Origin of the sequence: Parvibaculum sedimenti (assembly GCF_009184905.1) — a bacterium.
Taxonomy (GTDB): Bacteria; Pseudomonadota; Alphaproteobacteria; order Parvibaculales; family Parvibaculaceae; genus Parvibaculum; species Parvibaculum sedimenti.
Window position 1 is genome coordinate 34,008 of record NZ_WESC01000013.1, and the last position, 13,983, is coordinate 47,990.

Here is a 13,983-nt window from a genome sequence, read left to right on the forward strand (position 1 = left end):
TTGCGCGGATTCCCGGGAGACCTCTCCCCAGGTCTCCAAGAAAAAAGGCCGCGGGAAACCGCGGCCTTTTTGACGTTCCGGTCTCGCGCGCCGGTTAGCTGCGCGAATAATGTTCGACGACGAGGTGCGGTTCCATCTGCACCGGATAGGGCACATCGGCCAGACCGGGGACGCGGACGAAACGAGCCGTCAGCTTGTTGGTGTCGACTTCGAGGTAGTCCGGCGTGTCGCGCTCGCCGCTCTGCACCGCTTCGAGAACGATGGCGAGCTGCTTCGACTTTTCGCGGACCTCGACGACATCGCCTTCCTTCAGGCGGAAGCTACCGATGTTGACGCGCTTGCCATTGACGAGCACATGGCCGTGATTGACCAGCTGGCGGGCGGCAAAGACCGTCGGCGCAAACTTCGCGCGGTAGACGGCGGCATCCAGGCGGCGCTCAAGCAGGCCGATCAGAAGGGCGCCCGTGTCGCCGCGAAGGCGCGAGGCTTCGACATAAATGCCGTGGAACTGCTTCTCGGAAATGTTGCCGTAGTAGCCCTTGAGCTTCTGCTTCGCGCGGAGCTGCACGCCGAAGTCGGAGAGCTTGCCCTTGCGGCGCTGGCCATGCTGGCCGGGGCCGTATTCGCGGCGGTTGACGGGGCTCTTGGCGCGACCCCAGATGTTTTCGCCCATCCGGCGGTCAATTTTGTACTTGGCTTCCTGGCGCTTTGTCATCGCGATTCCTGTCAAAAATGGAAACGCCCCTCCTTCGCCGTCGGGCTTAAGCCGTTGGGCCGACAGGGAAAACTGGCTCAAGCGTTACCGTTTCCCACGGGTGCGTAAATGAAAACGGACCCAGAGGAGCCCGTCTTCAGGGCGGCTTCTAGCCCGGGGGGTTCCCTGTGTCAAATGCTTGCCAAAGGCACAAAACAGGAACATTCTATTCGGGTTCCTCCTCTCTCCGACGGATTTACGACAATGCGCACAGATGACATAGAGATCCAAAAGGACAGATGGCTTAAGCGGATATCAAAAGCCAAAGCAGATCTATTTGAAAGTTCGGGCTCTGTTACGTCGCGAATGGCCGCCGTCTACCATGGTGACCAAGAGGCCAGCCCATCAATGCATGCGGTTCAAGCGTTTCTCTCCGCGACCAATCGATTCCGACGACTGACTGTCGCATACGCGAAATTTGTGCACCGTCATGCGAAATCGACGCCACACTCCTAGCCCTCGGGCCCCTCGCCTTTCGGCACCCGGCGGGTCAAAGCGGCGACGACGCCGCGCATGGTCCTGACCTCCTGCTCGGTCATGGTAGCCCGCTGGAAGAGGTTGCGCAGGTTCCTGACCATCGAGGGGCGCTTCTCCGGCGGCTTCAGGAAGCCGAAGCGGTCGAGCTCGCCTTCCAGATGTTCGAAGAAACCCAGAAGCTCCTCCTTGGTCGCCGGCCGCGTCTGGAGATAGTCGATCTGCTCGGCGGGGGTGCGGTCCGCCGCCTTGAACCACTCATAACCGATCAGCAGGACCGCCTGGGCGAGGTTCAGCGAGGCGAAGGCCGGATTGACCGGGACCATCAGAACCGCGTCGGCGAGCACCACATCGTCATTGGTAAGCCCTGTACGCTCCGGCCCGAAAATAATCCCCGCCCGCCTGCCGCTCCCGATGACCTCGCGCAGCTTCGCCGCCGCCGTTTCGGGCGTCAGCACCGGCTTCACCATGTCGCGCGTCCGGGCTGTGGTAGCGATCACATAATCGAGGTCCGCCACGGCCTCCTCGGTTCTGCTCACCAGACGAGCATTGTCGATCACAACATCGGCGCCTGACGCAGCGGCACGGGCACGATCATTAGGCCAGCCATCGCGCGGGGAGACCAGACGCAGATCGGAAAGGCCGAAATTGAGCATGGCGCGGGAGGCCGTACCGATGTTCTCGCCAAGCTGCGGCTGGACGAGAATGATGGCTGGCGCGTTCTCACCCTGTGAGACGTCTGCTTTGGTTTGGTCGGTTCCGGCCATGATAATGGGCTCGCGCGTGAAATATTGTGTCGCTGAATAGGCGATTGGCCGTCTTTAATCAATCGGCCCGCAATGTTATACGAACTTGTCCCACAAGCGCCCTGGCGCGCGCTGCGCGCCTCGCCCGCCTCCCCGCTCACGCTTTCTCGAAGGGTTCAGTTTCATGTCCAAGATCAAGGTCAAAAATCCGGTTGTCGATCTCGACGGCGATGAAATGACCCGGATCATCTGGAAGTGGATCAAGGACAAGCTGATATTCCCCTATCTCGACATCGACCTCGACTATTACGACCTCGGCATGGAACATCGCGACGCTACCGACGACAAGGTGACGATCGACTCGGCCGAGGCGATCAAGAAATACGGCGTCGGCGTCAAATGCGCGACGATCACCCCCGATGAAGCCCGCGTGAAGGAATTCGGCCTCAAGAAGATGTGGAAGTCGCCCAACGGCACGATCCGCAACATTCTCGATGGCACCGTTTTCCGCGAGCCGATCATCTGCCGCAACATTCCCCGCCTCATTCCTGGCTGGACCGAGCCGATTGTCATTGGCCGCCACGCTTTCGGCGACCAGTACCGCGCAACCGATTTCGTCGTGCCGGGTAAGGGCAAGCTGACGATGAAATGGGTCTCCGAGGATGGCAAGGAGACGAAGGAATTCGACGTGTTCGACTATCCGGGCGCCGGCGTCGCCATGGGCATGTACAATCTCGACGCGTCGATCCGCGACTTCGCGCGCGCCTGCCTGAAGTTCGGCCTCGACCGCAAGTACCCCGTCTACCTCTCCACGAAGAACACGATCCTCAAGGCCTATGACGGCCGCTTCAAGGACATCTTCCAGGAAGTCTACGAGAAGGAGTACAAGGCGGACTTCGACAAGCACAAGCTCGTCTATGAACACCGCCTGATCGACGACATGGTGGCCTCCTCGCTCAAGTGGTCGGGCGGCTATGTCTGGGCCTGCAAGAACTATGATGGCGACGTGCAGTCGGACTCGGTCGCTCAGGGCTTCGGCTCGCTCGGCCTGATGACCAGCGTGCTGCTGACGCCGGATGGCAAGATCATGGAAGCGGAAGCCGCTCACGGCACGGTCACGCGCCATTACCGCGCCCATCAGCGCGGCGAGCAGACCTCGACCAACTCCATCGCCTCGATCTTTGCCTGGACGCGCGGCCTCACCCATCGCGCCAAGCTCGACGGTACACCGGAGCTCGAGAAGTTCGCCCACACGCTTGAGAAGGTTTGCGTCTCGACGGTGGAAAGCGGCTACATGACGAAGGATCTCGCCCTTCTCGTCGGCTCTGAGCAGAAGTGGCTCTCGACCGAGGGCTTCCTCGACAAGGTTGCCGAGAACCTCAACAAGGCGCTGGCGAAGCAGGCTTGATCAGCCTGCTATTTCGTCTCCCTGCGAGCCCTTCTCGATTGTGATCTCGGCCATTTCGGTTTCGAGCTCGCTGCGCCGCTTGAGGTCGCGCAGACGTTCATCGGCAATCTTCCTGATCCGCGCGTAAACTTCCGGATGGCGGAGCATGAAGCGGGAGAAATCCCCGCTCTGCAGCTTCAGCAAGGAGCAGCGCGTCAGCGCCATGATGTCCGCCGCGCGGCGGCGCGACTGGATCAGCGCCATCTCGCCGAAGAACTCACCCTCGCCAAGCATCACGGGGCCGGAGGGAAACTCCACCTGCACCTGCCCCGACATGATGAAGTACATGCCGGTCGCCTCTTCGCCCTTGCGTCCGATGAGAGTGCCAGGCTCCACCGCCCGCGCGTGGAGCAGCTGGACGAGATTTCCGATAGTCAGCGCGTCCAGCCCGCAGAAAAGCGGCACACGCGCCACCATGCCCCAGGTGACGACGAAATCCCGGCGATGGATCTCGGCGGCAAAGCCCGACGAGATGATCGCGACCGGCAACGCGAACATGCCGAAACCGGCAATCATCACAAAGCCAGCCATCAGCTTGCCGAGCGGCGTGATGGGGACAACATCGCCATAGCCGATGGTCGTGAGCGTCGCAGCCGACCACCACATGGCTCGGGGAATGCTGCCGAAGGCCTCCGGCTGTGCGGGGCCTTCGATCTCGTACATGACGGCCGCCGAGGCTGTGATCAGTCCCAGCATGATGACGATGGCGCCGAAGATCGCCCGGCGCTCGTTGTAGAGCACACGCCCGAGCGTTCCGAGAGCGGGTGTCGCCCGGGCTAGTTTCAGGAACCGGACGAGCCTGAAGAGCAGCGCGATCTTCGGATCGAAGGCGACGAAGAGCGAGACATAGAAAGGCAGGATCGCCGCAAGGTCGATGAGCATGGGCGGCGTCGCCGCCCAGGTGAGCCGCGCCTCCCGGCGGGGCTTGTCGGCCAGAGGTGCGTGCTCGACGCAGACCCAGAGCCGCGCGAAATATTCGAGAGTGAAGATGCCAACCGAAATTTCATCGAAGAGGAGCAGTTCGGCGCGAATGGAGCTCGCAATCGACGGTTCAGTTTCCGCCACCACCGCCGCGACATTGGCGAGAATGAGCAACACCATCGAGATGTCGAAGATGCGACTTGCGGTCGTCCGGCGTCCCGACTCCAGGATGACATAGAGCTGGCGCCGCAGGAGCGTCAGTCCCCTGCGACGTTTTCCTTTATGTGCGTCAAGCGGCGCCGGCAAGCTGCCCCACAACGGCGCGGACCGCTTCGAGCGCGGCGTCGGCCTTGTCCCCATCGGGACCGCCCGCCTGCGCCATGTCCGGCCTTCCGCCGCCCCCCTTGCCGCCCATAGCCTCTGCACCCGCCTTCACGAGTTCGACCGCGTTGAAGCGCGTGGTGAGATCGGCAGTAACGCCAGTGGCAATCGCGCCCTTTCCATCCTCGCTCACCGCCACCAGAGCGACGATACCCGAGCCGACCTGCTGCTTCGCCTCATCGACGAGGCCACGCAGGTCCTTCGGGTTCACGCCCTGAAGCACACGCGCAATGACATTGACGCCGCCAATGGCCTGCACCGACGAGGCTTCAGCGCCGCCGGTACCCGACATGGCGAGCTTCTTCTTCGCTTCGTTCAGCTCGCGTTCAAGGCGCTTGCGCTCCTCGACCAGCGAGGCAACACGGGCGGGAAGATCTTCCGTTGCTATCTTGAGAGCACCAGCGGCTTCCTTGGCAATGCGCTCCTGATCGACGAGATAATGCCGCGCGCCTTCACCCGTCAGCGCTTCGATGCGACGCACGCCCGAAGCGACCGCGCTTTCGCCGATGATCTTGAAGATGGCGATGTCGCCGACGCGGCGCACATGGGTGCCGCCGCAAAGCTCGACCGAATAGGTCTTGCCGTCGGTGTCGTCATTGACGCCCATGGAGAGCACGCGCACTTCGTCGCCATACTTCTCGCCGAAAAGCGCCAGCGCACCGGCCTCGATCGCCTCCTTCGGCGTCATCAGCCGCGTCGTCACGTCACTGTTCTGACGGATGATCCGATTGACGATTTCCTCGACCTTCGAAATCTCGTCCGGCGTCATGGGCTTCGGGTGGCTGAAGTCGAAGCGCAGGCGCTCCGGCGCAACCATCGAGCCCTTCTGAGTGACATGCTCTCCGAGCACGCGGCGCAGTGCCTCATGCAGGAGATGGGTGGCGGAATGGTTCGCCCGCGTCGCCCTGCGGCGCGCGCTGTCGACCTTCATCTCGACCACGTCACCAACCTTGATTTCACCACGCGCGAGCTTGCCGAAATGCACGATCATGTCGCCGAGCTTTTTCAGCGTGTCAGACACTGGAAACTCGACGCCCGCCCCATTGAAGAGCACGCCCGTGTCGCCGACCTGGCCGCCGGATTCGCCGTAGAACGGCGTCTGGTTGGTGATAATCGCCGCTTCCGCGCCGGCCGCGACGACCTTCGCCGGTTTGCCGTCGACGATGATCGCGACGACCTTCGCCTCGGCATTCTCTGTGTCGTAGCCGAGGAATTCGGTGGCGCCGATCTCTTCGCGCAGTTCGAACCAGACCGTCTCCGTCGCCTTCTCGCCCGAGCCCGACCAGGCCTTGCGGGCCTCTTCGCGCTGGCGCTGCATGGCGCTGTCGAAACCCGCCTGCTCAACGGCGATGCCCTTCGGGCGCAGCGCGTCCTGCGTCAGGTCGAGCGGAAAGCCATAGGTGTCATAGAGCTTGAAGGCGACTTCGCCGGGAAGCACCTTGGCGCTGCCGATCTGTTCCAGCTCTTCGTCGAGGAGACGCAGGCCCCGTACCAGCGTCTCGCGGAAGCGCGTTTCCTCGAGCTTCAGCGTCTCGGTGACGAGCGCTTCGGCACGGCGGAGTTCCGGATAGGCGTCGCCCATCTGGCGGACCAGAGCGGGCACCAGCTTCCACATCAGCGGCTCGGTGACGCCGAGAAGCTGCGCATGGCGCATGGCTCGGCGCATGATGCGGCGAAGCACATAGCCGCGGCCCTCATTCGAAGGCAGAACGCCATCCGCGATCAGGAAGCAGCTCGAGCGCAGATGGTCGGCGATGACGCGATGGCTGACCGCATGGGGGCCGTCGGGATCGGTGCGCGACGCCTCGGCGCTCGCCACGATGAGCGCACGCATGAGGTCGGTGGCGTAGTTGTCATGCGTACCCTGCAGTACGGCGGCGAAGCGCTCAAGGCCCATGCCCGTGTCAATCGAAGGCTTGGGCAGGTTGAGGCGTGTGCCGTCAGCCTGCTGCTCGTACTGCATGAAAACGAGATTCCATATCTCGATGAAGCGGTCGCCGTCCTGATCCGCGCTGCCGGGAGGGCCGCCGGGAATTTTCGGCCCGTGGTCGAAGAAAATTTCCGAGCAGGGACCGCAGGGGCCCGTGTCGCCCATCGACCAGAAATTGTCCGTCGTCGGGATGCGGATGATGCGGTCGTCGGAGAAGCCCGCGATCTTCTTCCAGAGATTGAACGCCTCGTCGTCATCGACATAGACGGTCGAGAGAAGACGGTCCTTCGGAAGGTCGAATTCCTTGGTAATGAGGTTCCAGGCAAATTCGATCGCGTCGGCCTTGAAATAGTCGCCGAAGGAGAAATTGCCGAGCATCTCGAAGAAGGTGTGGTGGCGAGCCGTATAGCCTACATTGTCGAGGTCATTGTGCTTGCCGCCCGCGCGCACACATTTCTGTGCGGTCACGGCGCGCTTGTAGGGACGCGTCTCCTGACCCGTGAAGACATTCTTGAACTGAACCATGCCGGCATTGGTGAAAAGCAGCGTCGGGTCGTTATTCGGAACCAGAGGACCGGAGGGCAGAACCTCATGGCCATTGCTGCCGAAGAAGGACAGATACTTGCTGCGAATCTCGTTGAGGCCGGCCATTCCGTCGTCTCGCTTCAAAACCTTGGGTCGCCTGCCCTTCCATTAAATCAAGGCGGCGCGCCCGGAAAAGTTAAAGTCGTTCCAGCTTTTACCGTCCGCTCCGGCAACTGTCTAGGAAGGCTCCATATGGGCCCCGGCCGGGATTGTGCCCCTTACAACGCAAAAGCGGCGCCGGGGGGTATCCGGCGCCGCACCTTGCGAGCAAGGCTAGAGAAACGTTAAGGCACCCTCAGGCGCTGGCCTCCAGATCGCCATCCCCATCATCCTCGGGCGAGCCTTCCATGATCTGCTCGGCGATGAGGCCGGCATTCTGGCGGATGGCCTGCTCGATCTGGGCAGCCATGTCGGGATTGTCCCGAAGGAACTGCTTGGCATTCTCGCGGCCCTGGCCGATGCGCTGGCTGTTATAGGAAAACCAGGAGCCCGATTTTTCGACGATACCGGCCTTGACGCCGAGATCGACGAGTTCGCCCGTCTTGGAGATGCCTTCGCCATACATGATGTCGAATTCGATCTGCTTGAAGGGCGGCGCGACCTTGTTCTTGACCACTTTCACGCGGGTCTGGTTGCCAACCACCTCTTCACCATTCTTGATCGCACCGATGCGGCGGATGTCGAGACGGACGGAGGCGTAGAATTTCAGCGCATTGCCGCCGGTCGTGGTTTCGGGGCTGCCGAACATCACGCCGATCTTCATGCGGATCTGGTTGATGAAGATCACCATCGTGTTCGACTTGGAAATCGAACCGGTGAGCTTCCGGAGCGCCTGGCTCATCAGACGGGCCTGAAGACCCGGCAGGCTGTCGCCCATTTCACCTTCAAGTTCGGCCTTTGGGGTCAGCGCTGCCACCGAGTCGATCACGAGCACGTCAACCGCGCCTGAGCGGACCAGCGTGTCGCAGATTTCGAGCGCCTGCTCGCCCGTGTCGGGCTGGGAAATCAGAAGGTCGTCAAGCGCCACGCCGAGCTTGCGGGCATAGACGGGATCAAGCGCATGTTCTGCGTCGATGAAGGCGCAAACGCCGCCCTTCTTCTGGGCTTCGGCGATGGTCTGGAGCGCCAGCGTCGTCTTGCCGGAGGACTCCGGGCCGTAAACCTCGATCACGCGGCCGCGCGGAAGACCGCCAATGCCAAGCGCGATATCGAGACCGAGAGAACCCGTCGAAATCGACTCGATCTCGACCACCTGCTCGTTCTTGCCGAGCCGCATGATGGAGCCCTTGCCGAACGAGCGCTCGATCTGACTGAGGGCGGCTTCGAGGGCTTTCTGCTTGTCCATATCGGTCTTATCGCCCTTATCAACGAGCTGAATCGCAGGTTTCGACATTCCGGTTCCCCTTATTTCACGCTGGCCGCAGCGAAGCAATCTGGAGCTACCGTACCGGTTTTGTTCTCACTGGCAAGAAAAAAGTTAATGCTTTGAAAATAAAAGGCTTTTCAGACCATGTTCGACGGATGTTCCGACGAACCACAACCCTCCGCAACCACAGGCTACAGAATCGCCCTCACGCCTTGCCCATGACGTCCTTCACGGCGGCGGCGAGCTGCTTCAGCGAGAAGGGCTTGGGCAGGAAATGGAACTGCTGCTCGGGGTCGAGGCTCTTCTCGAAGGCATCTTCGGCGTAGCCGGAGACGAAGATGATCCTGGCGCCCGGAAGCTTGCCCCTGAGTTCCTTCACCATGGTCGGCCCATCCATGTTGGGCATGACCACGTCCGAAACCACGAGGTCAATCTTGCCCTCGAATTCCTGAACGAGCGCGATCGCGGCCTCGCCGCAGTCGGCCTGAAGCACTTCATAGCCGCGTGTCTGAAGTGCGCGGGCGGCGAAGGTGCGCACGGCGTCCTCGTCCTCGACGAGGAGGATGGTGCCCTTGCCGGTGAGGTCGGTCGGTTCGGCGGCGACGGCTGCGGCTTGCGCTTCCGCCTCGGCCTTGGCCTCGGCCGGCGTTTCGAAATAGCGCGGCAGATAGATGCGGAAGGTCGTGCCCTTGCCCACCGTCGAATAGGCGAAGATGAACCCGCCCGTCTGCTTGACGATGCCATAGACAGTCGAAAGGCCGAGGCCCGTTCCCTTGCTCGGATCTTTCGTCGTGTAGAAGGGCTCGAAAATCTTGCCGAGATTTTCCTTCGGAATACCGGTGCCTGTATCCGCGACCTCGATCAGCAGATAGTCGGCGGGCGGCATCATCGCGTGGTCGAGCGCACGGGAATCCTCCTCCGAGACGTTCGCCGTGCGGATGGTCACCCGGCCGCCGTCCGGCATGGCATCGCGCGCATTGACGGCCAGGTTCATGATGACCTGTTCGAGCTGATTCTGGTCCACCTTCACCAGGCCGAGATCGCGGCCATGCACGATCTTGAGCTCGACTTTCTCGGTCAGAAGGCGCGACAGCAGGTTCTGAAGCTCGGCCAGCGCGTCGGTGAGTGAAAGAACCTTGGGGCGCAAGGTCTGGCGGCGCGAGAAGGCGAGCAGCTGCCGCGTGAGGTTCGCGGCGCGGTTGGCATTCTGCTTGATCTGCATGACATCGGCGAAGGACGGATCGCCCGCCTGATGGCGCGCGAGCAACAGATCACAGAAGCCGATGATGGCGGTCAGCAGATTGTTGAAGTCATGCGCCACGCCACCAGCGAGCTGACCGATGGCCTGCATCTTCTGCGACTGGGCGAATTGCAGTTCGAGCGATTTCTGTTCGGTCGCGTCGATAAGGTAGACAACCGTGGAGCTTCCACCCTCGCCGCTGTCGACGCGGCTGGCATAAAGCTGGCCGACGCGCTCCGGACGATTGACCAGACGGACTTCGATGGGCGGCCCGGGCTGCCTGCCCCCGCGCAGGGCGGCGAGGCTTTCGAGCAGGGCCGGGCGATCATCCTCGACCAGAAGATCGGCCAGCGGCACGCCACGGGTCACATTGCCGCCCATATATGAGAGGAAGGCGCTATTGGCATTGTCGATGCGGCCTTCGGCATCAACGGTGGCGATGCTGATCGGTGCGTTGTTGAAGAAGCGCGCGAAGCGTAATTCTGCATCGCGGGCGTTGCCCTCGGCCTCGCCGGAGGTGGCGCGGTCGAGCACCAGCGCGCAACTGATGAACTCTCCATCCTTGCCACCGGCCTTGGGCACCAGCGAGCGCAGGATGCGGACCGGCACCGGACGCCCATTTGGCCCCTTGAGATCGGCATCGACGATGGAAGCATCCTCGAAGTCCGAAACCATGGAGAGCCCGGCGACGTCGCCAAGCAGAATATCGGAGAGCTTCTGCGTCCGCCCGGAGAGGCGTTCCACCGAGGCGCCGAGCCAATCTGCGAGCTTGTTGTTCACATAGAGAATTTCGCCGCTCAATTCGGCGGCGTAGAAACCGATGGGCGTCGCCGAAAGAAAGGCAGAGGCGCGCCGCCATTGCTGTTCGGCCTGATCGAGGCGCTCACGCTCCAGCGTGAGGTCGCGGAGCAACCATACGGCTCCGCCCAGCTGGCCGCTCAGTGGCCGCACCACAACCTGATAGGTCCGCTCGGCAAGGCCGGTGCGGAGCGCAAAGCGAATTTCCTCCTCGGCGGCAAATCCGGTGCGCGCGGCCTGGGCCAGCCGGTATAGCGTCTCGGCATGCCCCTCCCTGCCCGCAAGCAAGCGCTCGAGCGGCGCGGGCCGGTCAGCATTCACGGAACCGACGAGGCTGCGGTAAGCCTCGTTCGCGAAAAGGACGGCACCGCGCCGGTCAGTCGCATAGCAGGGATCGGGAAGCGCGTTGAGCGCGTCGCCCGCCGCTGCCGGCGCCCGGCTCACATCGCGCGAAATGGTCGAACTGAAGCCGAACAGGATGATGCCGGCGGCGCCGATCGTTCCGATGACGGTGAGCACACCCGGCACGGCGAAAGCGTGGAACCCCAGAATGTCGAGCAGGATCGCAAGCCCGGCGACCGCCACGCCCGCAAGCGTGAAGATTTGCCGTGGCGACAGGCGCGAACCCGGCTCGCGCCCGGACGCATTACGTTCCAGTTCAGCCATTTCAGCTGACGTTTCGGTCATCGGCATGCCCCCAAAGCCGCCTGGCGCCCAGATTCCATATGGACCGCGCCTCGCACAGCCTCATGAGTTCTGCCCCGAATTCATGAAGTTTGATTGGCAAGAGCGACCGAATCACCTGGCGCGTCTCCGTCCACCGATCTTAGCCTTAAGACGCATGACATATCCAATGACCTCGGCCACGGCCTTGTAGTGGTCGGGCTGGATTTCCTGGTCGATCTCGACCGAGGCATGGAGTGCGCGGGCAAGCGGCGGGTTTTCAACCACGGCCACCCCGTTTTCCTCGGCGATGGCGCGGATTTTCAAGGCGATGGCATCAAGGCCCTTGGCGACGCAAACCGGCGCGCCCATGCCCTTCTCGTATTTCAGTGCCACGGCATAATGGGTCGGGTTCATGATGACGACGGTTGCCTTGGGCACATTGGCCATCATGCGCTTGCGACTACGTTCGGCCCGGATCTGGCGCAGCTTGGCCTTCACCGTCGGGTCGCCTTCGGACTGCCTGTACTCGTCCTTGATTTCCTGGAACGACATGCGCTGCTTTTTCATCCACTGCATGCGCTCGAAAAGGTAGTCGACGCCGGCGACGATCGCCATGACAGCAATGACGCCCGTGAACATCTTGAGTGCCAGCGCCCGGACGAGCGGCAGCAGCAGAGAGACATCCCATGTCATCATCAGTGCGAGCCGCCCACGCTCCGGCCAGGCGATCTGGAACACGACGGCGCCGACAACGACGAATTTGACGATGCTCTTGGCAAGATTGACGAGGCTCTTCTTGCCGAAAAGCCGCTCCAGCCCCTTCATGGGTGAGAGCTTGGAGAAGGAGGGCTTCATGTTCTCGGCGGAGAAGACCGGCGCATGCTGCACCAGATTGCCCGCGAGCGCCGCGACGATAAGGACGCCGAGCGGCATCGCCATCGCGCCGAAGATGGTAGCGCCGAGGTGGAGGATCATCGCCCGCAGATGATCGCGATCCATCGGGATCTGATCCGGTGCGGCGAGGTAAACCTTGAGTGCATGCATGATGGTGCCCGCCGAGGAGCTGCCCATCAGGCCGATACACATGGCCCCGCCCAGCATCACAAACCAGGCGCTGATTTCCTGGCTCTTGGCGACGTCGCCGCGCTTTGCGGCTTCTTCTAGTTTTCGGTGTGTTGGTTCTTCTGTTTTTTCGGAATCGTTTTCTTCGGACATGACGTTCTGTTCGCCTCCGTCAATGCACGAAGACGGTCATCGACTGCTCGAACCCTTGCAGGAACCAACTCATCATGGCTCCCAGGATCAGGAAAAGCAGCGCGAAGCCGAAGCCGATATTCGCCGGCACTGTAATGAAGAAAATCTGTATCTGCGGCATCAGGCGGGAAAGGATGCCGATACCAACATAGAAGACGAGACCGAAGACGACGAGCGGCGCGGAAAGCTGGACGCCGAGCTTGAACGCGCCGGAGACGGCCTTCACCGCCATCTGCGAGAAATCGCCCACGGGCAGCGCCTGCCCCGGCTTGAAGAGATCATAGCTGTCGCGCATCGCGGCGATCAGCAGATGATCGAGATTGGTCGCGAAAATGAGCGTGACCGCGACCATCGAAAAGAAGGTCGAGACGATGACGCCCTGCGTGCCCTGCGTCGGGTCCACCGTCTGCGCGAATGAGAGGCCCATCTGCATGGCGATGATGTTGCCCGCAACCTGAAGAGCGCTCATAACGATCCGCGCCGACAAGCCGACAAAAAGCCCGATCGCCACTTCGAAGATGACGGCAATCGCAAGGCCCGGAACAGTCTGCGGGATGGTGCCGAATGAGCCCGATACGAGCGGCATCATGACGCCCGTGATGAGCAGCGCGAAAATGAGCCTGACGCGCGGAGGAATCGACGCCTCACCGAGCGCGGGCATCAGCATGATCATGGTGCCGAGGCGCGAAAAGACGAGCATGAACACGAAGCCCGTCTGCGGCAGAAAATCGATATCGATCATGTCGCGCCCCGCCCTTCGCCGTTTCTCAGCCTGCGACGATCTTCTGGGCGATCAGGTTCATGTAGCCGGAAAGCGCCTGCCCCATGAAGGGCAGAGCAAGCAGCATGACCAGAAAGATGGCGACGATCTTCGGAACGAAGACCAGCGTCATTTCCTGCACCTGTGTCAGCGCCTGCAACAACGCGATGGCGATGCCCACCACCAGCGCGACAATCATCATTGGCGCTGAAATCTCGAGCAGAACATAGATGCTCTGGCGTGCCAGATCGAGCACTTCCGGTCCGGTCATTCCCCTACCCACTTTCCTGAATCGATCAGCTTGAATTTCACCCGCCGCACCAAAGCCAGAGGCTTCAGATCGGCATCTTCATGATGTCCTGATAGGCCGCGATCACCTTGTCGCGCACCGCGACGACCGTTTGCAGCGTCGTCTCGGCTTCTGCCACGGCGGTCACGACATCGACGAGGTTTCCGTCTTTCGATCCGGCGGTCGCCGCCATCTGGCGCTCGCTCGCCTTGCCGGTATCGACCGTTTCGTTGATCGCCTTTTCGAGGAAATCGCCGAAGCTGCCGCCCATCGCCTCTTTTGCCGCGCCCGCCTGGGGGGCCGCGCCGCCGCCCATGCCGGCAGCGCGGGCATAGGCGTTCAGAGCTACTGTCGCTGGAATGGCCATGATGC

The 13,983-nt window shown here is 61.9% G+C and carries 11 protein-coding genes; 1 reads left to right on the forward strand and 10 read right to left on the reverse strand.

All coding sequences use genetic code 11. The annotated features are described in order from the left end of the window. Positions 1-94: 94 nt before the first annotated feature. Positions 95-715 (reverse strand): 30S ribosomal protein S4, encoded by a 621-nt coding sequence (rpsD, locus tag F2P47_RS13800; RefSeq protein ID WP_152216963.1) that lies wholly within the window; start codon positions 713-715, stop codon positions 95-97. A gap of 491 nt (positions 716-1,206) precedes the next feature. Beyond that, positions 1,207-1,995 (reverse strand): RNA methyltransferase, encoded by a 789-nt coding sequence (locus F2P47_RS13805; RefSeq protein ID WP_152216964.1) that lies wholly within the window; start codon positions 1,993-1,995, stop codon positions 1,207-1,209. A gap of 163 nt (positions 1,996-2,158) precedes the next feature. Here F2P47_RS13805 and F2P47_RS13810 point away from each other — a divergent pair, with 163 nt between their 5' ends. Then, complete coding sequence (locus tag F2P47_RS13810) at positions 2,159-3,382, forward strand: NADP-dependent isocitrate dehydrogenase (RefSeq protein WP_152216965.1); 1,224 nt, start codon at positions 2,159-2,161, stop codon at positions 3,380-3,382. Here the strand turns inward: F2P47_RS13810 and F2P47_RS13815 are convergent, their stop codons facing one another. The 8 genes from F2P47_RS13815 to fliE form a co-directional block, all read right to left on the reverse strand. Next, the gene (locus tag F2P47_RS13815; protein ID WP_185681122.1) at positions 3,383-4,648 is read right to left on the reverse strand and encodes a cyclic nucleotide-gated ion channel; all 1,266 of its coding nucleotides are present in this window, start codon (positions 4,646-4,648) and stop codon (positions 3,383-3,385) included. After that, a complete protein-coding gene (gene alaS / locus F2P47_RS13820; RefSeq protein ID WP_152216967.1) occupies positions 4,632-7,304 on the reverse strand; it encodes an alanine--tRNA ligase in 2,673 nt (890 codons plus the stop codon). Before alaS ends, F2P47_RS13815 begins: the two co-directional genes overlap by 17 nt. A 229-nt stretch (positions 7,305-7,533) precedes the next feature. Further along, a complete protein-coding gene (recA, locus tag F2P47_RS13825) occupies positions 7,534-8,631 on the reverse strand; it encodes a recombinase RecA (protein ID WP_152216968.1) in 1,098 nt (365 codons plus the stop codon). Between the two features lie 178 nt (positions 8,632-8,809). Further along, complete coding sequence (locus F2P47_RS13830) at positions 8,810-11,329, reverse strand: ATP-binding protein (RefSeq protein WP_204886695.1); 2,520 nt, start codon at positions 11,327-11,329, stop codon at positions 8,810-8,812. 111 nt (positions 11,330-11,440) lie between these two features. Beyond that, complete coding sequence (gene flhB / locus F2P47_RS13835) at positions 11,441-12,523, reverse strand: flagellar biosynthesis protein FlhB (RefSeq protein WP_152216969.1); 1,083 nt, start codon at positions 12,521-12,523, stop codon at positions 11,441-11,443. A gap of 19 nt (positions 12,524-12,542) precedes the next feature. Then, the gene (gene fliR, locus F2P47_RS13840; RefSeq protein WP_152216970.1) at positions 12,543-13,304 is read right to left on the reverse strand and encodes a flagellar biosynthetic protein FliR; all 762 of its coding nucleotides are present in this window, start codon (positions 13,302-13,304) and stop codon (positions 12,543-12,545) included. 25 nt (positions 13,305-13,329) lie between these two features. Then, complete coding sequence (fliQ, locus tag F2P47_RS13845) at positions 13,330-13,593, reverse strand: flagellar biosynthesis protein FliQ (RefSeq protein WP_152216971.1); 264 nt, start codon at positions 13,591-13,593, stop codon at positions 13,330-13,332. 64 nt (positions 13,594-13,657) lie between these two features. Beyond that, positions 13,658-13,978, reverse strand: a complete 321-nt coding sequence (fliE, locus tag F2P47_RS13850) for a flagellar hook-basal body complex protein FliE (protein ID WP_152216972.1) — start codon at positions 13,976-13,978, stop codon at positions 13,658-13,660. Positions 13,979-13,983 lie beyond the last annotated feature (5 nt).